General features: G+C 36.2%; 26 protein-coding genes and 1 other annotated feature (1 of these 27 running past the window's edge). Of the genes, 7 read left to right on the top strand and 19 right to left on the bottom strand.

Going from position 1 to position 23,297, the window contains the following annotated elements:
* Nucleotides 1-10, bottom strand: a binding site (T-box leader) (it extends 265 nt beyond the left edge of the window).
* Nucleotides 11-77: 67 nt separating this feature from the next.
* The 7 genes from C8C76_RS01255 to C8C76_RS01225 form a co-directional block, all read right to left on the bottom strand.
* Nucleotides 78-1,550 carry a M16 family metallopeptidase gene (locus C8C76_RS01255; RefSeq protein WP_108137889.1) on the bottom strand — a complete coding sequence of 491 codons (1,473 nt, stop codon included), beginning with the start codon at nucleotides 1,548-1,550 and terminating at the stop codon, nucleotides 78-80.
* The gene (locus C8C76_RS01250) at nucleotides 1,547-2,920 is read right to left on the bottom strand and encodes a M16 family metallopeptidase (protein WP_258222399.1); all 1,374 of its coding nucleotides are present in this window, start codon (nucleotides 2,918-2,920) and stop codon (nucleotides 1,547-1,549) included. The genes C8C76_RS01255 and C8C76_RS01250 overlap by 4 nt, the downstream gene beginning before the upstream one ends.
* On the bottom strand, nucleotides 2,898-3,530 hold the full coding sequence (mobA, locus tag C8C76_RS01245; protein WP_108137888.1) for a molybdenum cofactor guanylyltransferase: 633 nt from the start codon (nucleotides 3,528-3,530) through the stop codon (nucleotides 2,898-2,900). Before mobA ends, C8C76_RS01250 begins: the two co-directional genes overlap by 23 nt.
* A 72-nt stretch (nucleotides 3,531-3,602) precedes the next feature.
* Nucleotides 3,603-3,980, bottom strand: coding sequence for an ArsR/SmtB family transcription factor (locus C8C76_RS01240; protein ID WP_108137886.1), 378 nt, complete (start codon nucleotides 3,978-3,980; stop codon nucleotides 3,603-3,605).
* Between the two features lie 17 nt (nucleotides 3,981-3,997).
* Nucleotides 3,998-6,148 (bottom strand): heavy metal translocating P-type ATPase, encoded by a 2,151-nt coding sequence (locus C8C76_RS01235; RefSeq protein WP_108137884.1) that lies wholly within the window; start codon nucleotides 6,146-6,148, stop codon nucleotides 3,998-4,000.
* 189 nt (nucleotides 6,149-6,337) lie between these two features.
* The gene (locus C8C76_RS01230; RefSeq protein WP_108137882.1) at nucleotides 6,338-7,468 is read right to left on the bottom strand and encodes a M23 family metallopeptidase; all 1,131 of its coding nucleotides are present in this window, start codon (nucleotides 7,466-7,468) and stop codon (nucleotides 6,338-6,340) included.
* 133 nt (nucleotides 7,469-7,601) lie between these two features.
* Nucleotides 7,602-8,684 carry an HD-GYP domain-containing protein gene (locus C8C76_RS01225; RefSeq protein WP_108137880.1) on the bottom strand — a complete coding sequence of 361 codons (1,083 nt, stop codon included), beginning with the start codon at nucleotides 8,682-8,684 and terminating at the stop codon, nucleotides 7,602-7,604.
* A 170-nt stretch (nucleotides 8,685-8,854) separates the two neighbouring features.
* Here C8C76_RS01225 and C8C76_RS01220 point away from each other — a divergent pair, with 170 nt between their 5' ends.
* The 3 genes from C8C76_RS01220 to C8C76_RS01210 all read left to right on the top strand — a co-directional run bounded on the left by C8C76_RS01220 (nucleotide 8,855) and on the right by C8C76_RS01210 (nucleotide 10,301).
* Nucleotides 8,855-9,100 (top strand): glutaredoxin family protein, encoded by a 246-nt coding sequence (locus C8C76_RS01220; protein WP_108137878.1) that lies wholly within the window; start codon nucleotides 8,855-8,857, stop codon nucleotides 9,098-9,100.
* 197 nt (nucleotides 9,101-9,297) lie between these two features.
* Nucleotides 9,298-9,777, top strand: a complete 480-nt coding sequence (locus tag C8C76_RS01215) for a hypothetical protein (protein WP_108137876.1) — start codon at nucleotides 9,298-9,300, stop codon at nucleotides 9,775-9,777.
* On the top strand, nucleotides 9,777-10,301 hold the full coding sequence (locus C8C76_RS01210; RefSeq protein ID WP_108137874.1) for a permease: 525 nt from the start codon (nucleotides 9,777-9,779) through the stop codon (nucleotides 10,299-10,301). The genes C8C76_RS01215 and C8C76_RS01210 overlap by 1 nt, the downstream gene beginning before the upstream one ends.
* Nucleotides 10,302-10,395: 94 nt before the next feature.
* Here C8C76_RS01210 and rpiA read toward each other — a convergent pair whose 3' ends face one another.
* The gene (rpiA, locus tag C8C76_RS01205) at nucleotides 10,396-11,064 is read right to left on the bottom strand and encodes a ribose-5-phosphate isomerase RpiA (RefSeq protein ID WP_108137872.1); all 669 of its coding nucleotides are present in this window, start codon (nucleotides 11,062-11,064) and stop codon (nucleotides 10,396-10,398) included.
* Nucleotides 11,065-11,378: 314 nt separating this feature from the next.
* Here rpiA and C8C76_RS01200 point away from each other — a divergent pair, with 314 nt between their 5' ends.
* Nucleotides 11,379-11,972: a zinc dependent phospholipase C family protein gene (locus C8C76_RS01200; RefSeq protein ID WP_108137870.1), complete on the top strand. Its 594-nt coding sequence runs from the start codon at nucleotides 11,379-11,381 to the stop codon at nucleotides 11,970-11,972.
* A gap of 70 nt (nucleotides 11,973-12,042) precedes the next feature.
* Here C8C76_RS01200 and C8C76_RS01195 read toward each other — a convergent pair whose 3' ends face one another.
* From C8C76_RS01195 to C8C76_RS01180, 4 genes are all read right to left on the bottom strand, one after another.
* Entirely contained in the window at nucleotides 12,043-12,552 is a 510-nt protein-coding gene (locus tag C8C76_RS01195) for an FxsA family protein (protein WP_108137868.1), read from the bottom strand.
* 38 nt (nucleotides 12,553-12,590) lie between these two features.
* A complete protein-coding gene (locus C8C76_RS01190; protein ID WP_108137866.1) occupies nucleotides 12,591-13,268 on the bottom strand; it encodes an HD domain-containing protein in 678 nt (225 codons plus the stop codon).
* A gap of 110 nt (nucleotides 13,269-13,378) precedes the next feature.
* Nucleotides 13,379-14,176: a TIGR00266 family protein gene (locus C8C76_RS01185; protein WP_108137865.1), complete on the bottom strand. Its 798-nt coding sequence runs from the start codon at nucleotides 14,174-14,176 to the stop codon at nucleotides 13,379-13,381.
* Between the two features lie 18 nt (nucleotides 14,177-14,194).
* Complete coding sequence (locus C8C76_RS01180) at nucleotides 14,195-14,500, bottom strand: hypothetical protein (RefSeq protein WP_108137864.1); 306 nt, start codon at nucleotides 14,498-14,500, stop codon at nucleotides 14,195-14,197.
* Nucleotides 14,501-14,685: 185 nt separating this feature from the next.
* Between C8C76_RS01180 and fliK the strand changes: the two genes are divergently transcribed.
* On the top strand, nucleotides 14,686-16,278 hold the full coding sequence (fliK, locus tag C8C76_RS01175) for a flagellar hook-length control protein FliK (protein ID WP_108137862.1): 1,593 nt from the start codon (nucleotides 14,686-14,688) through the stop codon (nucleotides 16,276-16,278).
* A gap of 63 nt (nucleotides 16,279-16,341) precedes the next feature.
* A complete protein-coding gene (locus C8C76_RS01170) occupies nucleotides 16,342-16,623 on the top strand; it encodes an EscU/YscU/HrcU family type III secretion system export apparatus switch protein (protein ID WP_108137860.1) in 282 nt (93 codons plus the stop codon).
* Nucleotides 16,624-16,625: 2 nt separating this feature from the next.
* Here the strand turns inward: C8C76_RS01170 and C8C76_RS01165 are convergent, their stop codons facing one another.
* The 4 genes from C8C76_RS01165 to C8C76_RS01150 all read right to left on the bottom strand — a co-directional run bounded on the left by C8C76_RS01165 (nucleotide 16,626) and on the right by C8C76_RS01150 (nucleotide 19,813).
* On the bottom strand, nucleotides 16,626-18,101 hold the full coding sequence (locus C8C76_RS01165) for a 4Fe-4S binding protein (protein ID WP_108137858.1): 1,476 nt from the start codon (nucleotides 18,099-18,101) through the stop codon (nucleotides 16,626-16,628).
* 167 nt (nucleotides 18,102-18,268) lie between these two features.
* The gene (locus C8C76_RS01160) at nucleotides 18,269-18,793 is read right to left on the bottom strand and encodes a hypothetical protein (RefSeq protein WP_108137857.1); all 525 of its coding nucleotides are present in this window, start codon (nucleotides 18,791-18,793) and stop codon (nucleotides 18,269-18,271) included.
* Between the two features lie 133 nt (nucleotides 18,794-18,926).
* Nucleotides 18,927-19,382, bottom strand: coding sequence for a chemotaxis protein CheX (locus C8C76_RS01155; RefSeq protein ID WP_108137855.1), 456 nt, complete (start codon nucleotides 19,380-19,382; stop codon nucleotides 18,927-18,929).
* On the bottom strand, nucleotides 19,382-19,813 hold the full coding sequence (locus C8C76_RS01150) for a bacteriohemerythrin (protein WP_108137853.1): 432 nt from the start codon (nucleotides 19,811-19,813) through the stop codon (nucleotides 19,382-19,384). The genes C8C76_RS01155 and C8C76_RS01150 overlap by 1 nt, the downstream gene beginning before the upstream one ends.
* Before the next feature lie 165 nt (nucleotides 19,814-19,978).
* Between C8C76_RS01150 and C8C76_RS01145 the strand changes: the two genes are divergently transcribed.
* The gene (locus C8C76_RS01145; protein ID WP_108137851.1) at nucleotides 19,979-20,797 is read left to right on the top strand and encodes a hypothetical protein; all 819 of its coding nucleotides are present in this window, start codon (nucleotides 19,979-19,981) and stop codon (nucleotides 20,795-20,797) included.
* Between the two features lie 81 nt (nucleotides 20,798-20,878).
* Here the strand turns inward: C8C76_RS01145 and C8C76_RS01140 are convergent, their stop codons facing one another.
* The 3 genes from C8C76_RS01140 to C8C76_RS01130 form a co-directional block, all read right to left on the bottom strand.
* Entirely contained in the window at nucleotides 20,879-21,523 is a 645-nt protein-coding gene (locus C8C76_RS01140) for a Spy/CpxP family protein refolding chaperone (protein WP_108137849.1), read from the bottom strand.
* 134 nt (nucleotides 21,524-21,657) lie between these two features.
* Entirely contained in the window at nucleotides 21,658-22,056 is a 399-nt protein-coding gene (locus tag C8C76_RS01135; RefSeq protein WP_108137847.1) for a DUF2177 family protein, read from the bottom strand.
* 3 nt (nucleotides 22,057-22,059) lie between these two features.
* Nucleotides 22,060-23,178, bottom strand: coding sequence for a CBS domain-containing protein (locus tag C8C76_RS01130; RefSeq protein WP_108137845.1), 1,119 nt, complete (start codon nucleotides 23,176-23,178; stop codon nucleotides 22,060-22,062).
* Between the last annotated feature and the right edge of the window lie 119 nt (nucleotides 23,179-23,297).

Genomic DNA, 23,297 nt, shown 5'->3' with positions numbered 1-23,297 from the left:
AAGTTTTTAATTATTCAACTATCGTTATTATAATATCTCATAATCCAGTCTGCTGTCAAGAGCTAAAATCTACTCAGTCAATTTAAAACCGGATTCTCAATTACTTCTACCTCAAGTCCGGCTTCTTTAAACTGGGGCAGTATTTTTTCTTTGGGACCGACAATTACTGTAAATAAAATCTCCGGATAAAGTTCCTCTGCAAAAATCTGCTGAACTTCTGCGGCCTCAAGTCCATTATACTGTTTGATGAAATTATTTAGATAATTTTTTGAGCCATTCTCAAATTCGAGCTGATAAACAATCTCCTCCAGCACATCTATCTGGTGCTGATAGGCTTTGGGGAAAACCGCATTATAGAGATTAATGTTTTCAAAGAGCTCTTTTTCCTGAAAAGGATCTTTAGCTGTCTTAAGCTTAAGCATCTCTTCTTTAACAGCTTCCATACCAGCAAGGGCTTTTTCGGGATCAAGACTTAAATTGATAAAATAAGCTCCTCCATAATCATTATATCTGACCTGAGCATTAGTACCATAAACATAACCCTTTTCACTGCGGAGATTCTCCATCAGGCGGCTGTTAAATCCACCACTGCCAAATATTCGATTTGCCATTAAAAAGGGAATTCTTTTCGGATAACTGCTGGTATAAAAATTATAGCCCAGCCTCATATTGGCCTGAGTGGCATCAGCTTTATCAACGACAATTATTTTTTGATGAATTTTTGGATTAACACTAACATAGCTTTCAGCTGGCTTCTCACTCGCATTTTCCCAGCTGGCAAAATTTCTTTTAAGCCTGGTCTTTAAAGCTTCCATTTCGAAGTCTCCACTAATAGCAATTGAAATTCGCTCAGGTTGAACAATTTTACTGTAAAAATCCTCCACCATTTTGGAATCAACCTGATTTAAAAATTCTAAGATTAGATTGTAATTATAATTATAACCATAAGGATGCTCTCCATATAGATTCTTAAAAAAGTGCATATTTAATAAAGCTGAATCATTATAGAACTGCTGCCTGTAGAGCTGCTGATATTCTGCGACAGTTCTCGCAAAGTGGCTGCCTGCAAATTCTGGTCTAATCAGAACTTCAGCCAGCAGGGAAAGTAGTTCTTCAGTTTCAGTATTTAAAGAATTTCCACTGATTGAAATCCTATCTGAGCCAGCGCCCAGATTTAAGGAGAGAGCGTTAATTTCTTTAAAAAGAGAAAATTCACTTTCACTGTAATTTTCGCTTGCTTTGAGCATCAGTTCTGTCATTAGAGATGTTATCCCGGCATTATTCCTGCTTTCGTTAATTTTACCACCATTGATATAACCCCTGACTTCCACAATCGGCAGGCTCTTATCCTCAAGCAGATAAAATCTCATCCCATTTTCCAGCTCCATAAGCTGATAATCAGGTACCTCAATCTCAGGTTTTTCGTTTACCACCTCTGCCAGTTCTCTAAAAAAATCAGGGCTGAATTGATCAGTGCCTGCAGAAAGATTAAAACTAAAAACCAGGATCATAATCAGGCTGTAAAATAAAATATTCTTAATTTTAGTCACTGCTGAGCACCACCTTTATTTTCCGGTAAAATATAGCCTTTTGTCCGCTGGTCTGGACTGAAATATTTTTTGGCAGTTCGAATTAGCTCTTCTCTACCCAAATTATTGATATACTCTATTTTTGCTTCTATTAAATCTGCCTGATTAAAGCGCAGTTCATTTAAAGCATAAGTGGAAGCTGCTGAGTTAATATCCTTTTGAGAAAAAATTAAAGATTTCTGGTACTGCTTTTTAACCATCTCAAATTCCTGGGCAGTTATACCCTCAGTAAATATTTTTTCCAGCTCCCTATCAAAAGCCTGCTGTGCCTGCTCAACTAAATTCTGATTTGAAGGAATAAAGTAGATCAGGGCAAAAGAATCCGTGCGCAGGGGATAGAGAAAAGCCCCACTGTCTAAAATTATACCAGCCTCCTGCTGCAGCTTCTGCTTAAGCCGTGAACTCTGGCTGTTTGCCAGAATATCGAGAAAAATTTCTAAGGCTGTTATTTCAAGCTGATCAGCAGCTGGAATTCTGTAGAGCTGAAGTGCATAGGGAATATTAGTATTTAATTCAACTTTTTTAGTCTTCTCTGCCAGCTGAGCCGGCAGTTTAAATTCTTTGCGGTCAATCTCAGCTGCCTGGTAGGAGCCATAATACTCTTCAGCCAGCTTTTTAACCATCTCGGCCTCCAGATCACCACTGACAACCACTAAAGAATTGTTTGGTGAATAATACCGCTGGTAATAATTCTGCAGCTGCTGAGGTGAAATGCTGTTGATATCTTCCATCCAGCCGATAACATTATGCTCCAAATAACTATCTTTAAATGCATGAGCTTTAATCTCTTCAAAGCCCCGGGAGAAGATATTATTTTCAGTGCGCATTCTTCTTTCCTGTTTGATTACTTCTCGTTCCCGGTTGATTTCAGCATCATTAAATTTTAAATTCTGCATCCGATCTGACTCCAGGGCCATTACCAGTTCCAGCATCGAAGCCGGAACCTCATGGTAATAATAAGTGTAGTCAAAACTGGTAGCAGCATTTAGCTGACCGCCAACCGAAGAAATCAAATCATCAATCTCACCTTCAGGAAGATTTTCTGTTCCCAGAAACATCAGATGTTCTAGGAAATGAGAAATCCCGGTCTGATTATTTTGCTCATCGATTGAACCTACATTATAATAAATAGAATATCTGATTAAAGGAATCGAATGATCCGGAAACACCATAAACTGCATTCCATTATCCAGTTCAAACTGCTGGTAAGCTGGCTCCTGCAGCACAATATCCTCTGCTGCAGTCTGCAGAGAATAAAACAGTATTAGTGATAAAAAACACATGAAAATCAAAAATAATTTGCTTTTTTTAGTAATTCCTATCTTTTTCAAAACTCCCTGCCTCCTTATTTAAATATTTTAATGCCACATTTTGATCTTCAGGATAATTAAGATTAAAAAAAAGCTTTTTAAGATTAAATTGTCTTTTTAATACTTCTTCCTTAATTACTTTTTTCCTGCTCTCTGGATAAAAAGATTTAAGTCTAAGATTATTGTTTAGAATTTCTTTTTTGATCACAGGGAGCAGAGAACGCTGATAAAGAGCAGCCAGTGGTTCCAGATAACCATTAAACTGAGGTACAATAATCTCAGCTTCTGGGTTTAAAGTTCGCTCTCTTTTAATAAAATCAAAGTAATTTTTATTTAAAAAGGGCATATCACAGCCGCAGACAAAATTATAACTGCTGTCAGAAAAATAAAGACCGGTATAGATGCCGGCCAGTGGTCCACAGTTCTGATAGATATCATCTCTAATTTCGGCTTCTTTGAGAAAAGAATAATCCTTTTTAGAGCCCACTACAATTACCCTGTCAAAATTGCTATTTAAATTATGGTAGATATATTCAATTAATCTCATGCCGGCAAAAGGAATTAGAGCCTTATCACTGCCGAAACGGCTGCTTGCTCCTCCTGCCAGCAGTACTGCATTCATTTGAGTCATTAAATCTTCCTCTACGGAGTTATTATAATTATCTGGATAAAAATTTGTTGGATAAATTTTACTGCTGTCTATCTAATCTTCAAGTACATGTTCAAGTCCCTGACCAAAAAGACACATTACATGATCATCATCAAGTGAATAATAGACTGAGCGCCCCTCTTTGCGGTATTTAACCAGCTTATTATTTCTTAAAACTCTAAGCTGGTGTGAGATAGCAGACGCACTCATCTCAAGCAGCTCGGAAAGATCACAAACACAGAGTTCCCTTTCTTTTAAGGCATAGAGAATTTTAATCCGGGTTGGATCTCCCATAGTCTTAAATAGCTCTGCCAGATCATAAACTACCTCATCTGCCAGCTCCTTTTCCTTCATTACCTCTACTACCTGGTTATCTGGATTAAAAACCTCACAAATATCACAGATCGCCTTTTCCTTTAGTTCAGCTACCATTTTATTCACTCCATTTCTTAAATCTCTTCTGTCTTCAAAATTCTCATCACATTAAAGACTGCCATTAAAGCAACTCCAACATCTGCAAATACTGCTGCCCACATTGATGCCAGACCAAAAATACTTAAGATCATAACAGCAGCTTTAATTGAAAGAGCCATAATAATATTCTGCCAGACCAGTTTTTTAGTTTTAGCAGCAATTTTTAAAGCTGAAACAATTTTAGCAGGCTCATCAGTCATCAGCACCACATCTGCAGCTTCAATCGCAGCATCTGAACCAAGACCGCCCATCGCAATCCCTAAATCTGAGCGGGCAAGTACAGGTGCATCATTAATACCATCTCCGACAAAAGCCAGTTTTTTGGAACTCTGCAGCAGCTCTTCTACTTTTTCTACCTTCTGGTCAGGTAAAAGCTCAGCATAGTAATTATCAAGCCCCAGGCTTGCTGAAATATCTGCTGCAGCTAACTGGTTGTCACCTGTCAGCATTGCTAAATTCTTAATTCCCAGCTTTTTGAGACCGGAAACTGCAAATTCTGAGTCCGGCTTCAGCTGATCAGATATAATAATTGAAGCCAAAAATTGACCATTTTGAGCTAAATAAACTGCTGTACCACTACTTTCTGCTTTTTTGAACTCTATATTATTTTTCTGCATAAGTCTTTCGTTTCCTGCTAAAATAAGATTATTATTCAGCTCCGCTTTAATCCCGGCTCCCGAAATTTCCTGATAGTCAGCTGCCGCTGAATGTTTTTTGAAATCAGAAGCTGCCTCAACAATTGACTTTGCAATTGGATGATTAGAAAACTGCTCCACTTCAGCAGCCAATTTTAATATTTGATCCCGGCTGTGCTGACTGTAAATATTTACTTCTGTAACTTTAAAATCGCCTTCTGTTAGAGTACCAGTTTTATCAAAAACAATAGTATCCAGTTCATTTAAAGCTTCCAGATAGTTGCCGCCTTTGACCAGGATTCCATTTTTGGAAGCCAGCCCAATCCCCCCAAAAAAACCAAGGGGAATCGATACAACCAGAGCACAGGGACAGGAAACTACCAGAAAAATTAAAGCTCTGTAAAACCACTGGCTGAAGGCTGCACCTGTAAAAAGTGGAGGTAAAACAGCAACTAAAGCAGCTGTCAGCACCACAAAAGGTGTATAATAGCGGGCAAATTTGCTGATAAACTGTTCTGTTGGAGCTTTTTTGGAACTTGCATTCTCCACCAGCTCCAGGATCTTTTTAACAGTGGAATCCTTGTATTCCTTAGTGACTTTAACTGTAATCAGTTTATTTAGATTTATCATCCCACTTAAAACCTGATCACCCTCAGCAGCATCTTTGGGCAGTGACTCTCCTGTTAGCGCTGAGGTTTCGAGGGCTGTTTCTCCACTGACAATTTCCCCATCAACCGGTATTTTCTCACCGGGTTTAACGGCAATTAAATTACCAACACTTAAGCTTTCTGGTTCCACTTTAATAATCTCGTCATCTTTGATTAAATTGGCGTATTCAGGCTGAATATCCATCAAATCTTTTATTGAGCGCCGGGAATTGTTGACTGCTCTTTCCTGAAATAACTCACCCACCATATAAAACAGCATTACAGCTACAGCTTCCGGATATTCTCTGATTCCAAAAGCTCCAATAGTAGCAATTACCATTAAAAAGTTTTCATCGAAAATCTGACCCTGACCGATATTTAAAACTGCCGACTTTAAGACAGGGTAGCCGATTAAAAAATATGCTGTTATGTAAGCAGGTAAAGCCAGACTATTAAAAATAGTCCCCGCAAAAAGATTTAAATGAGCAAAACTTAAAGCAGCAATGAAAAAGATACTGCCGATAAAAATATTTTTCTTCTGCCAGAGATATTCCTTTAGAGAGCTGCCAGAATTGACTTGATCTCTGTCTTCCCCTTTATTTTTAACTTTAACCCCGGGTTCAATTCGATCTGAAATCTGCTGCAGCTCTTCTCTAATTTTTTCCAGCCTTGATTCTTCTGCTGCAACTTTAAGGGTAGAGGTAGCAAAATTAAGCTCCACATCCTCCATACCCTCCAGATTTTTAATCTGATCCTCAATTTTTAAGGCACAATTGGAACAGTTTAAACCTTCCAGTTCAAATTCTTTTTCACTTTTTTTATTCTTATCTGCTGTCTGCTGCATTATTTCCACCTCATCTTATTTATGATATATGAACAATTATTCAAGTATTTCATATATTAATTATAAGTTATCTGGATTTTAATGTCAAGAGTACGCTTATCCAGTTAATACTCAGATATAATCCCTCTAAATAAAGAAAACTCCTCACTAAATTAATAATGAGGAGTTTGAAATTCAATTATTTTAATTTTATTTGTTGATATAGTTTAAAGGGTTTTCCGGTCGGCCGTTAACCTGAACTTCAAAGTGAAGGTGAGGTCCTGTAGAATTTCCGGTATTACCGGAGCGAGAAATGACTTCTCCCTTACCAACTGATTCACCGACACTGACCAGAAGTTTAGAGTTATGTGCATAAAGTGTTCTTAAACCTCTTTGATGCTCAATGATTACTACATAACCGTAGCCTGTGGCCCAGCCGCTGTAGACAACCCTACCTGAGCTGACTGCTCTAATTGGGCTGCCCATTGGCGCTGCAAAATCAAGACCTTCGTGAATTCTTCCCCAGCGGGGTCCATAATAAGAGGTGATCCGGGTATTAATTGGATACATAAATTTCTGATCCAGGCGATCCTGATAACTAAATTCTGGTTTAGCACCTCTTAATACCAGTTTTTGGTCTATTTTAAGCTTTGAAGAATCTTCAAGATTATTATCTTCCATAACTGTTTCAACTTTAAGATTAAATTTGCGGGCAATACTGGCCACACTTTCTCCTGGTGAAACTCTATAAATAATACCTTTAACAGGTAAAATTTTAAATTCCTGTCCTGGCTTGATGCTGTTCATATTGCTGATATTATTGGCTCCAATTAAGGAATCAATATTTAAACCATGCTGATGAGCTATATCCCAGAGAGTTTCTCCACTTCTAACTTTATGTACTTTAACCTGATCGATTAATTCTGGTTCATATCTTTTTTCAAAGGCTGTCTGCTGCTCTGGATTGTTTTCTGCTCTCTGTTCCGTAAAAATTTTCTTATCTTCTCGCTCAGCTTCTATATTCTGCTCTCTATTTTCTTTGGTCTGATCTATATCTAGTGAATTGGACTTCCGCTCTGAATCCGGACTTGATGTCCGATCAGACTCTAAATCAAGCTTATTTTCAGGCTGCAGGCTCTGTTCTGGAACTGAAGCATTAAGTTTCTGCTCACTGTTACTTAAAACTCGCATCTGCTGCCCATTGGTCCTCTGTCCAGTTTTGCTCAGCTGTCTGTCTGCAATTCCGGCTCGTCCACCTACATTCATTGAATTACTGTAGGCAGAAAAAGTAAGCAAAATAAATATGATAAAAAAACCTGTTAAGCGCTCTCTTCTTCTCAATTTTTTCTCCACCTTTTGGTCTTTTATTAAAAATTTCTCTTATTGAGTAAAATTGTTATCTACTTTACTATTATAACAGAAACAGCGGACTATTTAAAGACTTTAATGCTAAAAATGAAATTAAATATTTACTTCAGCTAATATTATCCAGAAATACATCTGTAAGCCAGGGAGAAAACTGTTTACCTCGATTAATTTTTATTCTTTTAAGGGCCTCTTTTCTGCTGAGAGCCTTTCGATAGGCACGGTTGGATGTCATAGCATCCCAGGCATCTGCTATAGAAACAATCTGGGAAATTAGGGGGATTTCAGTTCCTGTCAGCTGATCAGGATATCCACTTCCATCCCACTTTTCATGGTGGTGAAGTACATATTTTGCTATATCCTTTAATTCTGCTGAATCTTTTAAAGCTCTGTAGGCCCATTCGGGATGTTTTTTGATTCTAAAAAATTCCTCTTTGGTTAAAGGTCCATTTTTAGTTAAAATTGAAACCGGAATCAATGTTTTACCTATATCATGCAGCATACCGCTCCAGTAAGCTTTCTCAATTTCACTTTTAGTCAAACCGGCAGCCCGAGCAAGATCTTTACTCAATTTAGCAACCTGCTGGTTGTGTCCTTCTGTGTACTGATCATGAATAGCAAGCAGATTGCTTAAAGATAGAATAACCTCCCGCTTAAATTTTTGCTGCAGTTTTTGATAACTCTTAGCTGTTAAATATGATGAAGCTATTTTTTCTAAGATAGACGCAATTTTAACTGACTCCCTGCTGAAGCTCTTATAAGTCTCCCCAGAAATATATAAGATTACCGCTCCTAAAAATTGCTGATCAAGCTTTAAATTTATAATTATTTTTTTATTTACCGGCTGTGATTTAAATAAAATATCTCTGCTTCGGCTGACAGGCTCCTGCTTCTTAAAATTATCCAGGTCAAAATTTAACAGCTCTTCCCGATAAATCTTTTCTAAAAAATAGGCAGAATCCTGATGGTTGATTACAATTCTGCCGTAATCAGCCTCGGGGATTAAGTTAAATCCTTTATTTAAAATTAAATTTAAAAAGTCGATTTCTGTGTCTGTCTTATTTGTCTTTTCAATTAAATCAACTATCGTCTCAAGATTAGAATTAAGTTCAGCCAGCTTAAGAAAATAATTAATTAAATCTGAATCTTCAAGTTTTTCTCTTTCATTTAAAAGAAACTGCTGCTCATACATAAATACTCCTTTCGCTCTCAACCACTAATTAAGTTTATTTCTTCTTCATTATAACATATTTTTACAAATATATGTAATTATTTTCAATTAAAATTTAATAAAGGATTTTTTCCATTTAAATAGAAATTATATTTTAAGGCATCAGATCTTGAATAAGAAAGGATGATAAAATGTATGACCTGGTATTATATTATTACCCAACCTGTCCTTACTGCAGAAAAGTAACCAAATTTATTGACAGAAATGATTTAGATCAGATTGAACTTAAAAATATTAATCAGGATCAAAAAGCAGAATCTGAACTAATAAAAGTCGGAGGAAAAAGGCAGGTTCCCTGTTTATTTATTGATGATGAACCCTTATATGAGTCTGATGATATTATCAGCTGGTTGAAAAGTAATCTGGTTGAAGATTAAAGCCTTGCTGATATTCAACTAAAACCGCTCTTTCGGGAGCGGTTTTATATTTTATTTATATTTGAATTTATAAATATTATGTGAGCTGGCGCATAGAAAACAGATTAAATCGCAGTTATAATATACAGGTACTTAAATTTAGTTATAATAACACAACAGGGGGAAATTGTTTTTATGCTATTTAAAAACGAAATTATATGATTTATTATTTTACAGCAGCACTAACAGCTATTTTATTTATTATTGATCGTGAAAAAACAATCAGGGGTTTAAAGATTGGGCTGAAAAAAATACGCAAAAATTCGCCAGTTTTTTTGAATATGATAATTCTGGTTGCTTTTTCTTTGTATTTTGTTTCTGATGAGCTGATTTTGAAGTTTCTAGGAGATGGCAGTGGTGCAGTTGGAGTAGCACTGGCAGGAGGTCTTGGTTCGCTTGCTTTTATGCCTGGTTTTGTTGCCTTTCCACTGGCAGGAATACTGCTGGAAAAAGGGGTTAGTTATACTGTTATTGCAGCCTTTACAACAACCCTGATGATGGTGGGACTTGTTACCTATCCGGTAGAAAAAGACTTTTTCGGCCTTAAGATTACCGTTATCAGAAACTTAATCTCTCTGGTGATGGCGATTATAGTCTCAATTGCAATTGGTCTTTTTTACGGGGAGCTGTTTATCTAATGACAAAACACTTAAAGGATTACTGGTTATTTATTATTTTTGTAATTTTTACAGCGGCTGGATTTATATTGGATTTAAATACTGCCCAGGGAGTTTTCGATAATTTTTATTCATTCTTTTTAACAATGATCAAATTTGTCCCTGCAGTTTTTCTTTTGATTGGATTATTTGAGGTCTGGGTTGATAAAGAAACAATTGAAAAACATCTGGGAGAAGAATCCGGTTTTCTTGCCTACCTGTGGGCAATTATTCTGGCCAGCACAACTGTTGGGGGCTTATATGTCGCCTTTCCAGTTGCAGCAGCTCTGTATAAAAAAGGAGCAAGCCCGCGCATAATCTTTAGTTATATCGGCACAGCTGCAATCTGCAGGATTCCAATGACTCTTTTTGAAGCAAGTTATGTTGGAGTTTCTTTTACAGCAATCCGCTGGGCAATTTCTATTCCGCTGGTTATTATCAGCAGTATTTTGATGGAAAAAATACTGGCAGCAAAGGATTTAGAAAAAATATCTGAAAATACTTAGTCCACTTAAAAAAGTTGCTTTTAAATTAAACTGAATAATTTTAGACTTAAAAGGGGAGCTCAGCAGATGCCGGCTCCCCTTTTTAATTATTCAATTACTTTTCTAAGACTTCAACATGGCCGTCATTATAGCCCACAACAACTATTTCTGCCATTTCAGCAAAAATTCCATTTTCAACTACTCCCGGCAGTTTATTTAATTCAACCGCTATTTTGACGGGATCTTCAATTTTTCCAAAATTACAGTCTAAAATATAATTGTCGTTATCAGTTACAAAAATTTCGCCGTCTTCTTTTCTGATTTCGGAGCTGCAGCTGAATTTCTCAATCATCCGCTGTGTATACTGCCAGCTGAAAGGAGTCACCTCTACCGGCAGGGGGAAAGCACCGAGATTTTCTACCATTTTTGATTCATCAACAACAATTATTAATTTATCGGTTGCTGAGGCAACAATTTTTTCTCTAAGCAGTGCCCCTCCACCACCTTTGATCAGGTTAAAATCCGGATCAACCTCATCAGCACCATCAATGGTCAAATCCAGTGCTTCAACATTTGCCAGTTCGACCAGTTCAATACCTTCTGCTGCTGCCAGTTCTGCAGTTTCTTTAGAAGTGGGTACAGCTTTTACCTTTAATCCATTTCTGACCATTTCCCCCACCTTTTTAATTGCATAATAAGCGGTGGAGCCGGTGCCGAGGCCAATTACCATTCCATCTTCAATATATTCTGCTGCTTTTTCTCCTGTAAGTTTTTTTGCTTTCATCTCTTATCTCTCCTCTTATTTATTTGATTATAATTATGCTTAATCAATATCCAGTAAACAATTTAACAGAAATCTTAGCTCAATTGAATTAAACTTAAGTTAGATTTTGTTTAGAATAGTTATTTCACTTAAAATCTTATCAAAATAAAGTTTTAGATTCAATAATTAAATTTTTCTTCTCACAGAGATTTTTGAGGAAAATTAATCCATTTGCTAAACAGGCTTAAAATATGTTATGATTAATATATCGAAATTTGTTGAAAAGGCTTTAAAATTACCGGGAGGTATTAACACTGGATACTAGAACACACAAGATGCTGGCTTATAAAATCCACGATCATTTTGCTAAAAATGATATCTGGCTTTCCACAACGGCGCTGGCCTGGGGAAGTATGAAGCCTGATTTTATTAAAGGAGATATAAGCCACTTTAAAGATGAAACTATGGAAATATTTTATCAGCAATTTGAAGAATTAAAGGATATGAATCCGGATCAGAATCCCTATAAATTTGCAGTTAAACTGGGAGAATTGTTTCACTATATTGCAGATTATTTCTGCAGAGCCCATAATGACCCTGAGCTTGACCCGGGAACACTCTGGGAGAAAACAGTCCATATTTTTCACGAATGGAAATTAAATCAGCACGCTCAGAATCTGCACCCTGATTTTTTTAAACGAGAATTAGAAGAGAAATTTGTCTATAGAAATGATCTGGAGACTTTTATTGAAAAAGAACATGCAGAGTTTTTAGAGAGAGAATACAGTTTTGAAGATGATTTAGCATCAGCTTTTAGAGTCTCTATTCTGATGACCAATAAGCTGATTTACGAAATGCAGTTAGAGGAGAATTACGCTTTTGCTCATGTTTTCAATCTAAGACATCGTCTGCTCTATCAAAATGCATAAATTAAATAAGAACTCAAAAAGAGGAGCTCTCAGTCTGAGACTGGCTCCTCTTTTTTGTATTTACTGATTTTTAATGTTTTAAATCTTCATCTTCTTCTACCTTTTCAGCCTCGACATCGATAAAATCATCCTCATAATCAGCATATTTATCATTTTTCTGCTGCTTATTTCTCTGCTGCTTAAACTGGCTCCCGTAATGAACTTCAACTTTATTTTCCTTAACATATTTTAGGAAATATTTTTTGACTAAAGCTGCTATTAGATCCCGAGAACCCGGTAATATCAGTAGAAAACCTGTGATATCAGTCAAAAATCCCGGTGTTAAAAGCGTTACTCCACCGATTAGAATCAAAAAAGCACTAATTAAATCATCTGTCGGCATCTTGCCCTGATTAAGGGTGGTACGAATATTACTGACTACCTGATAACCCTGTCTTCTGGCAATGCTAATCCCGGCAGCTCCTGTAAAAACAATAACCATTACAGTAGTGAAAACTCCAATGAATTGACTGATCTCCAGTAAAAAATAAAGTTCAATCAGTGGTACTAAAATAAAAATCATTAACAATTTAAAAAACATAATTACCTTCCTCAATTAAATTACATAATTTATTTTCATTAACTTTCCTGATAATTAACATGACCTAAAAGCTCAATCTCATTGATCAATAGTCTGAATCTGCAGCCTAAATACTTTGCTGCCTCCTTACACAGTTCCATTCGGTATAAATAAATTTCGAAATAGTCCATTACCTGACTGATCGAAGAATCATAATCGATACTTAAGGTGATTGTTTCTTCTTCCGCATCTACAGAAATCTTGGAATCTCTGATAGCCAGATTTACCCGATCATGGATAAAAGTAGAATCCTTTTTATTAACCCTGGTTCTGTGAGCATCACTCTTATCAGCCAGAATCAGGGCAGCAGTAATAGGACTTACAGCCTGACCAATCTCTACATCATGATTGGCAATTGCTGTTGTTATTTTTGTTATATCTTCTAAAGGAACATCCAGCCGGCGCAGTTCAGTATAGACTATATTGGCACCTGATATTCCATGGTGTTTGCGATTAAACATGTTGCCCACATCATGCAGATAACCGGCAATAGCTCCCAGTTCAACTGTTTTTTTATCAAAACCTAAGTCTTTTAGAATTCTTTTGGTGGTATCAGAGACAAAATTAACATGACGAAAACCGTGTTCTGTATATCCTTTTTCTGACAGATAATGATTTGCTTCTTTGATCATATGCTGAAAATCAGGATTGGCTTTTATCTCTTTTAAAGTTAACATTCTATTACCTCCCTTATTTATTTTTTCAGTATATTATTAATTTTATAGGTATTAATATACATTATCTAATATTCAGGGAGGCTTTGCAAGTTAAAGAGATTACAATTTGATTAAAAATTATCCCCATCCAGCATATTACCGATCTGTCCCAGTACAGAACCCTCTCCCTTTTGTTTGCCCGAAACTCGAGGTGCGCTTTTAATAATTCGATCTGCAAGTCTGGAAAATGGCAGACTCTGCAGATAAACTGTACCTGTCCCCTGCAGGGTGGCTAAAAATAAACCTTCCCCACCAAAGAGCATGGACTTTAATTCACCTGCTCGCTCAATGCTGTAATCAATACCAGACGTAAAACCGACCAGACAACCAGTATCTACTTTAAGTTTTTCGTTTTTTAGTTCTTTTTTGACCACTGTTCCCCCGGCATGAACAAAGGCTCTGCCGTCACCACTTAACTTCTGTAGAATAAAACCTTCGCCGCCAAATAGTCCACTACCAAAACGCTTACTAAATGTTATATCTACCTTTGTTCCCAGAGCAGCACATAAAAAAGCATCTTTCTGACAGGTAAACTGATTCTGCGGCATTTCTGCCAGGTCAAGGGCAATGATTTTACCGGGATAAGGAGCGGCAAAGGCTATTTTCTTTTTGCCGTAATCCTTATTGGTAAAATGAGTCATAAATATTGATTCACCGGTAATAGCTCGCTTGCCGGCTCCAAATATTTTTCCTAAAATCGACTTATCTACCTCAGTTCCATCTCCCATCTTGGCCTCAAAAGAAATCCCATTATCCATCCAGTTCATTGCTCCTGCTTCAGCAATCACTGTTTCTTCAGGATCCAGTTCAACTTCCACAACCTGCATATCATCACCTATAATTTCGTAATCAATCTCATGGCTCAGCATTAAATCTCCTCTTTTCTTTTATTGGACTAGATCAGAAATTTCAGCCGGGGTTATTAAACGATCATCGTAGGATATTATTAATTCTTCTTCGGTAAATTCAATTTCGTCAACGATTCCTGTATAAGCTTTAACCCGATCAATTAAAACCTCAGCCTCACATTTCATCTCCTGCAGACTAATTCTATATTCAACAGTATATTTCCTGCTGTGTTCTGATTTTTCTTTTAATATCTTTTCCAATTCTTCCTCACTCAACTGCTGGCTGGCACAGTTATCATCTGCATTATGTGAACCACAGCCGCAGTTTCCACATTTATCAGACATGATTAACCTCCTTTACGATTTTATAAATTTATAAAAATAGAGTAATTTAATTTTTTATTTGAAAATAATCTTTAAAGAGATTCTTAACCTCTGCTATAATAATATATGAGTTTTTAGAGGATTTCAATCAATTTTATCGAAATAAAGAGTAAGTAATGGAATATAATATCCCGGGAGTGAAATTTATGGACTTAAATGGTCTGGCACCAATTAGAAAACTCGATATAGGAATGCTCAGACAGGCTTTAAACACAGATAATATCAGCACTGATGAGAGCCAGGCTAAAAGTGAGAGTGCTGAACTGCTGCCTGAAATTTTTCGTCTGCTGGCTTCTCTCGAAGATGATACCCAAAAAATGCTTTTAGACAGCTGGGCTAAACTGGAGATGCCCCTCAGCGAAAAAACTGTCGGCAGCCTGCTTCAGTACCTTGATCAGAATCCGGCCACAACAGCAGAAGATAAAATGGCTGTGATCAAAGCCTTTGCCTTTTTGGAAAGTAATGGGCTTCCCCTTTCGGAAAAGCTAATCAGTGGTCTGCGCTCAGTTTTTAATAGTAATGGAAATCTCAGTTCGATGCTCGAGCAGTTTATGGGTTCAGATAATACATTATCTCAGGAGCAGCTGAATAATCTGCTTAGTGATCTGGACTTAGCCGATCTAAAAAGTTCTCTGCTCAACTTTGATAATTTAAACCAGCAGATTCAGGCTGAGGCCAACCAGGAAGCTTTATCTAATGCTGATCTTGGCTCCTTAAATTCCCTCAGCGGTAATCTGGAATCTACAGCTGATATTCCAGCAGAGCTGACTGAAAATCAGAACCTTAACCCTCAGATTTTGAATAATTTTAATCAGCTGGACCAGGAAATTAAAAATTTGATTTTAAATAATTTTAAGAGCCTCGGCCAGAATTTTGATCAGGATACGCTTAAAATTCTAAATAATTTTCTGGCTGATAATAACATTGAAGGAAGTGCCGAAAAGCTCGCACTTTTAAAAGCTTTTTCCTTCCTCGAAAATAATCAGCTGCCCCTCACAGAAAGCATAATCAGAGAAACAGCAGCTCATTTTGAAGGAAACATTAATCAGTTTGCTGAAAATTTAACTGATAAAAGTCAAATCTTAACCAATTTGAATAATCAAGATTTTCCCCTGCTCAGTGAAACGGAAACAGCTGTCAATCTAAGCTCTTCCAGCTCAGAAATTGCAGAAAGCCTAGCTGCTCAGAGTAAAATTTCAAACCAGATTCTCTCTCTATTTAATAAAACCGGCGGGGAAAATGAAGAAAAAATAGCAGACAATATTCTGGGCCAGAAATTGATCAATCTGCAGCAGCAGAATCAAAATTCACCCCTGATGCTCGCCCTAGAAATTCCTGTGCAGCTGCCGAATAATAAATTATCCTCTCTGCTTTTAAAGGTGGAAAAGGAAGAAAGTGATGGTGCTGGCAGTCAGAATTCTAATAAAGGCTATAATATCTCTTTTATCTTAGAATTCGAAAATATAGGACCAATTCAGACAAAAGTTAATGTCGATCAGAAAAATATTAAGACTACTTTTTTTACTGAAAGTGCTCAGACTGCAAATTTAATTGAATCAAATTTTGGCAGACTACAGTCGGCTCTAAAGCAGGAAGGATTTAAGATTAACAGTGTTCGAATCAAGAATTTTAGTAATCTAGCTGAAGAAAAAAATCAGTTTTTTAATAAATTGATTTTAAATGAGTTAAACGAACTTGACGAGGAAGGTCAGTACAGACATATAGATATTAAGATCTAACTTAATCGCTGCAAAATAAGTTTTTAAATTATAATTCATAACTTTTGGAATGAGGTAATAAAGATGACAGCAGATAAAAAAAACTCTGAAACTAAAAAAACAGTTGCTTTAAAATATAATCAAAATACTGATCGAGCTCCAAAAATTATTGCCAGTGGTAAGGGAAGTATAGCGGAGATGATAATAAAAAAAGCCAGACAGGAAAACATCCCAATTAGAGAAGATAAGGATGTTGTCCAGGTTCTGGCTGAACTAAATATCGGAGATGAAATTCCCGAAGAATTATATACTGTTATCGCAGAAATACTTTCTTTCTTTTATGATCTGGAAGATCTGCAGTCTTAAATTTAAGTAGATTCGGCATAGATGTGGCTCTGATCAAAATCCTTTTCTTCTAAGAGCTGTCTGGCTGCAGCCTCCATTGGCCCCGGTCCACACATATATATTTTATAGTCATCAAGCTCATATTTATCCATCACATCAGTGACAAATCCCTTTTCTCCATTCCAGTTGTCATCAAAGGCAACGACCGGAACAAAATCAAATTTATCAGATTCTGCATCCATTTCCTCAAAAAAGTCTCGGTAGAGGAACTGATCTTCCTCGTTAACCCCATAAATTAACTTTGCATTTTTTATGTGATTATCATTGTGGACTATATCTTCAACGATTGGTATAAAGGGTGTAATTCCAATTCCTCCCCCAACAAGCATTACATCTTCTGCATCTTTGTCAACTACTAATTCGTGCCCCATTGGTCCCTTAAGTTCAATTACCTGTCCCTCTTCAAAATCTGAGAAGATAATGCTGGTTCCATAACCATCTGTAATTCTCATTACTGTTACCTTAATCAAACTGCCATCATCCTCTATTCCAGCGATTGAATAAGCTCTATACATCTGATGTTTATCAGAGACTTTTACCAGTATAAACTGGCCTGCTTCTACATCGATGTGGGGTGGCTCCATTAGTCTGAAAGAAAATTCTTTGATATTTCCAGAAAGCTCTCTTATTTCTTCGATTTTTGCCCTGATATTATCCTTGTGATAATAATCAAGTTCTCCTTCTTCCCAGATATTAAATTCATCAGCTGAGTTATTTTTTATCTCTAAAATTCCTGCCGGACAGTTTTCCACACAGGTATTACAGCGAATACATTTCTCGTTATCCAGCTGACCATCTTCATTCCACTCTAAATATGGATCAAGCTGCATCGGACAGACTCGAGCACACATTCCACATTCATGACAGAGATCAGTAGACTCTATAGTTACTTTAGCATCAGTCTCATTGTTAATGCCAAGGTTTTTTCCAGCTTTATAACTCATATGCTGGATGCTGCCCATTGGACAAAATTGACACCAGGTTCTGGGAGAATAAAAAAAAGAGGTTATCCCACCTAAAACTGTTACCATTAAATAACTGGCTACAAAAATAAAGCCCAATTTGTCAAGAAATGGGGCCTGACCATAAATGTTTATGACACTGACCAATTTTCTTCCAATTTGGAAGGAAAAAAATAAGAAAAAAGAAATTCTTAAAAATTTTGATTTAAAAAAATGTGGGATCTCTCTATTTTTACTAAACTGCAGCAGTACTGAGTCAAATAAACTTCCATGGGGACAGATATTTCCACACCAGTAGCGGCCTTTAAAAAACGATGTCAAAGAAAGCCCCGCAATTACCGGCAGTACAAAAAGTCCAAACTTTGGAAACCAGAGCCCTCCGATTGCAACGGTTAAAGTAAAAATCCAGGCATATTTTCTCAGCAGGGTAAACGTTCGATTTGTTTCAATATAATATATTGATTCTATATTTTCCATTGATAATCCTCCTAGTTATAATATTTATATATCTGGATAATACAATATTATATTTATAAACAAATGTCAATAACCAGGGGAATAGTTCTATTAGTTAAAATTTTTAGAATTATAATCTAATATCCGACGGGATTACCGCCGGATTTAAAATTGCAAAATATATGTCATTATTTAAGCGCAATATCGGCCTGATACCATTTAATAAATTCCTCTAAAAATTCCTCAGGCAGTAATTCTAAATAAATAATTAATTCATCTTCTGCAGTTTCTGCATCAAATTCTATGATTAATTTGCGGCCTGCCAGCTCGAATAATTGCTCATCAATATCTTCAAGCTTTTGAAAATGAGGAATCTCAACATCCTCCCCCCTTAAAGAGCGGAAAATTATTCTTTCAATATCTCTTCTATTGACAACTATTGTTTTTAAATGATCATCACCTTTAAGCACAATTGTTCTATTGGTTAAAATAATCTCTTTGTTCCAGACTTTATAAGTGCTGATTATTATTGGCAGAGCATCAAAAGCAAATAATAAAACTCCTGATAAATAAACCAAATAAATTAAAATTCGCTGATAAAAACCAATCCCGGGATAAAAAAACTGCAGCAAAATACCTGCCAGAAAAATCCCTACTGGAGTATAAAGCTTTTCTAAAAATTTATATTTATTATACTGATAGATTTCCTCCATAATTTATGCCCCCATCCATAATAATTTTAACTGCTAAATTGATAACTAAAGATTTACTATTATATATATTATTCTCCAATTAAAAAAATTATCCTGCCCAAAATGAGAAAAGCTCCCGCAGGAGCTTTAAATACTAATTAATTGAAAAACCAACATCAAATTCTCCCAGATCCGTATTAAATTTAACCATTAATACTTTATCTGCTTCAGAACTAATATTGATATTTTTACCTGTTACAATCTGTGGAGGAGCAATATCACAGCTTAAATCCTGCTCAGCTAAGCCGGTTGTTGCCTTACCGCTGATAATATTTCCTAATTCCCCCATGGCTGAGGTTACAAATTTATCAAGTTCCTCCATTTCCATTCCTGACATCGCTTCGACTACCTTTAAAGCCATTTCTTTGGAAAAACTGTATACTATAGATCCTTTTATATCTCCTGTCATGCCAATAATTACATTTGCCTCCTTATCAGTTACCAGATCTTCCTGAATTGAAACTTCTCCCTTTTCCGGCTTTACTGAAAGCATGGTTTGAAAAACTGAATCGGTTGCTGCAATTATTGGATTTAAGTATTTTACATCCATTACTTTAGTTCCTCCTCTTTCTCTTTTACAGAGTTTATATGTTCCCCAATATCCTGATCAGTTGAAGCAACATGGTTGATCAGCCAGGTTAAAAGCCGGCCGCTGAATTCCAGCAGAAAATCATCATCATATTCATCTGCACTATATTTTTCCTGAAATTCTGCAACTTCTGCTTTGAAATCTTCATGAATTTGATGATGCTCCTCAAAATCAGGGTAATTAAATCTTTTCTGCAGAGCCTCTTCAGCATCAAAGTGAGTCACTACATATTCGCCCATAAAATTCAAAGTTCTTTCTACCTCTTTTTTCTTCTCTGAATTTTCTTGATCACTTCTTACAGTCTGAATAAAATCTCCCAGGCGCTTAAAAAGTTCCTGATGCTGTTCATCTACCAGTTCTACTCCAATTTTATATTCTTCTCTCCAGATCATTTTTTCACTCCTCTGTCAAATATGTAAAAATTAAAGACTGCTTATATTTTATTACAGATCATCAGCTTTTTCAAATATCACACTTTGATCATTGTAAATGAATTAAATTCAGATTATAATAAAAGTAGAGGAAAATTAAATTAAAACTGCCGGGAGGTAAAAAATATGCTTAAAAAAATCACTATTTTCAGTATTTTAATAATGATAATTTTTAGTTCAATTTCTGCAGCTGCAGTTGAGCTGGATGACTTTGATAAGAAGCTTTTGGTTAGGATTTTTAAAGATGTTGACAGTGAAGATGTAGAATATATGGCTCGTCTGGGGCTGGATAGTAAGGATATCAGTTTAATTCTTTATTATTACAGCAACTCAGATAAAAAACTTGATCAGGGTGATCTGGAGAGACTGGTCAGAAATCGCGAAAGAATTAATGAATTTCACTATTATTATGGAATGCCATCGATCATCTTTGATGATGAGCTGGTCAGATTTAGACATCCTTACCGCGAAAGACACTTCCCACCACTTGATACTAAAAAATATGATAAAAAATATGAGTTCAACGGCGGAACTGAAATAATCAAGGTACGCGGCAATAATTATGATTATAAATATAATAATCAGCGGACTGGAGTCGAAGAAAAAATAGAAATTAAAAATCAAAAATATGAATATTATTACCGGGACCGCAATATGATAGAAAAACTTGAAGTCCACCATGCAAATCAAAAGTACAGTTACTATTACAAAAATTTAAATACTGGTCGAACTATCAAAAAAGAAGGCAGGGGCCGCCGGGTAACTAAAGATATTGTTTATGAAGAATTAAGAGAAAGATATAATGATTTAGAAGAAGACGATGATTGGGACGATGATGGCGGTGACTGGGATAATGATGACTGGGCTGATGAGGATCCAGATGATGATAATGGAGTAGATATTCAGTTCGATATTAAGATTGATCTGAGTGATCTTTTTAATTAAGATTTGTTTTAAATTAAACAGCCAAACTTTAAAAAGGCCGGTTTTAGCCGGCCTTTTTCATTTGCTTAACTTTATTAAAATTTAGTGACACCAACCGGGTCCAAAGCCAGAAACACTTCTATTGTAAGCTCCACCACTGCGGAATCCACCAGATCTAGCTCCAAAATTACTTCTGCCCATCATACCATAATGATAGTCTTCATCAAATCTTGAGTAGCCGCTTCTGCCAAAACCTCTTTGAGATCCCGGTCCAAAATCATTATTAAAACGATTTTGATAACGCTCTTCATAGTTTTGACGGTTTTCTGCAATTAAAGCCAGCTGTTCTTCAGTTAAAACTGCTTCCATTTTTTCCTGATTGCTGAGTCTTTTTTCATCCATCTGCACTAAAACTTCTTCGATCTTATCTTCAATTTCACCAATCTCAGCATTAGATGCACCGCGGAATTCTTGATCTCTAAGTTCACGGTTTAAATCTCTAAGCTGATCTCTTAAATCCTCAGTTTGAGTATAAAATTCATTTCTTAAATCTGCAATTTCATTAATCTGCTCTTCACTTAACTCAACTCTGTTATAACCAATTCCAAACTCTCCTGCATCTTCATTGTAGCGGGGCTGGTTGGCTGCCGGTCCCATCTTAGACTGGGGACCCTGAGCAAAAACTGCACCTGTAAAAACTGAGACTACAAAAGCCAGCACCATTAAACTAATTAATAATTTCTTCATATTAATTCACTCCTCATAAATTTTTGTTTTGTCATTAATGAACTTTAATTTTCATTAATGCTTTTCTTAACTTCTGACTTAATTATAGGAGCAAATTATGAAGGAATTATGAATTTGAAAAAATAATTTAAAATTTATCTGAAATAATTAATCACAATATAGCTTAAATAAGAAGTTATTCCACCAAGAAATGTTCCCCAGATTAAATCGATAATTGTAATTGTCAGGGGCCAGTCCTTAATTGTAGCGAGATTTGTCAGATCATAAGTAGAATAAGTTATCAGTCCAAAAAACATACCGGCAAATAAGGCATACTGCCAGCTGGAAATTGCCAGGGCTTGATTAAGAACAAAGAAAACCAGACCGGCCGTAAAAAGCAGATAGAAAATAAAAGCAGCAGTCATATTAAAGTTTTCTTTCATCAAAAATCCCAGCTGATTGCGGTAAAGATTTCTGGCCACTGCTCCCAGCCAGATAAAATCAATCACCAAAAAAATTATAAATGTGATGAGATAATTTTTTAAAAATACCATTGCTTACAGCTCCTCTTTATTTATATTTTCTAACTGTCTAACTCTAAGTCCGGTCATTACATCTGAGCGGGTGATAATTCCTTTAAGTTCCTCACCCTCCATTACCAGCAGTCGGCCAATGTCTTTCTGGAAAAGAAGTTTAAATGCCTCATAAAGCTCATCATTTTCCCCAACACAGTGCAGTTCTTTGTTCATTATTGTCTGGACCGGAGTGTTGCGGTATTCTTCCTGATTTATCTTCTGTGCATCTTCCATGGTTACAATACCAACTACTTTATCGTCCCTCAGCACAGGGAAACCAGAATGTTTATCATTAAACATTTTTTCTATTAAGCGGTGGACACTCATATTAACCGGTACTGTTTTAACCTCCTTAGTCATTAAATCCTTTACCTTTAAGTTTGAAAGAGCACTCTTAATATTGCTGAATTGGTGTTCCTGAGCGGCACCTATATAGATGAAAAAGGCAATAAAGACTAAGAGAAAGTTTCCGCTCATAAAACCTAAAATACCAAACATTAGAGCAAAACCCTTACCAAATTTGGAAGCAATCTCTGTTGCCCGCCTAAAAGAAGTGCGCTGGGCAATAAAAGCTCTGAGAATTCGGCCTCCATCTGAGGGAAAGGCAGGCAGCAAATTAAAGATTGCAAGAAAAATATTTAGCTGACCTGTATATAAAATTATCAGCCTGAAATCTTCCAGGATAAAGTTAGGTGCAAGACTAGCGGCAAAGACAAAAATCAAACCCAAAGCCAGACTGGTCAGCGGTCCGCTGGCTGCAATTTTCATTTCATCTTTAGGATCTTTGGATATTTCTTCGATATTTGCCAGACCGCCAAAGAGCATTAGAGTAATATCTGTAGTTTCCACATCCTTTGTTCTGGCTACAAGTGAATGTGCCAGCTCATGAATCAGGATACTAATAAAAAGCATAACCGCCATAATAAACCCGAGTAGATAGGGATTTAAAAGCAGCTGCCTTCTTGCTATATCAGTATTTTCTGTTAGATAAACGATATTATTACCAAAAGCCCAGGCGAAAAAAGGAAGAATAATTAAAAGGCTGACATGTATTTTAACGGGAATTCCAAATAAATGTCCAATCGTAAAGGAACTTTTCATACTTATCACCCCTGATCAAATTTTTAAGATTTTCGGCTAAATAAGCCCTTGATTGATAAGGCTTAATAGCACCTTTCAAAATTTTTCACCCCAACCTGAAACCAATATTTCCCTTTATC

The sequence above is a fragment of the Halanaerobium saccharolyticum genome (assembly GCF_003053565.1).
In the GTDB taxonomy this organism is placed as follows: Bacteria; Bacillota; Halanaerobiia; order Halanaerobiales; family Halanaerobiaceae; genus Halanaerobium; species Halanaerobium saccharolyticum_B.
The sequence above is the reverse complement of the archived record's forward strand: the minus strand, read 5'-3'. Positions and strand labels throughout refer to the sequence as shown.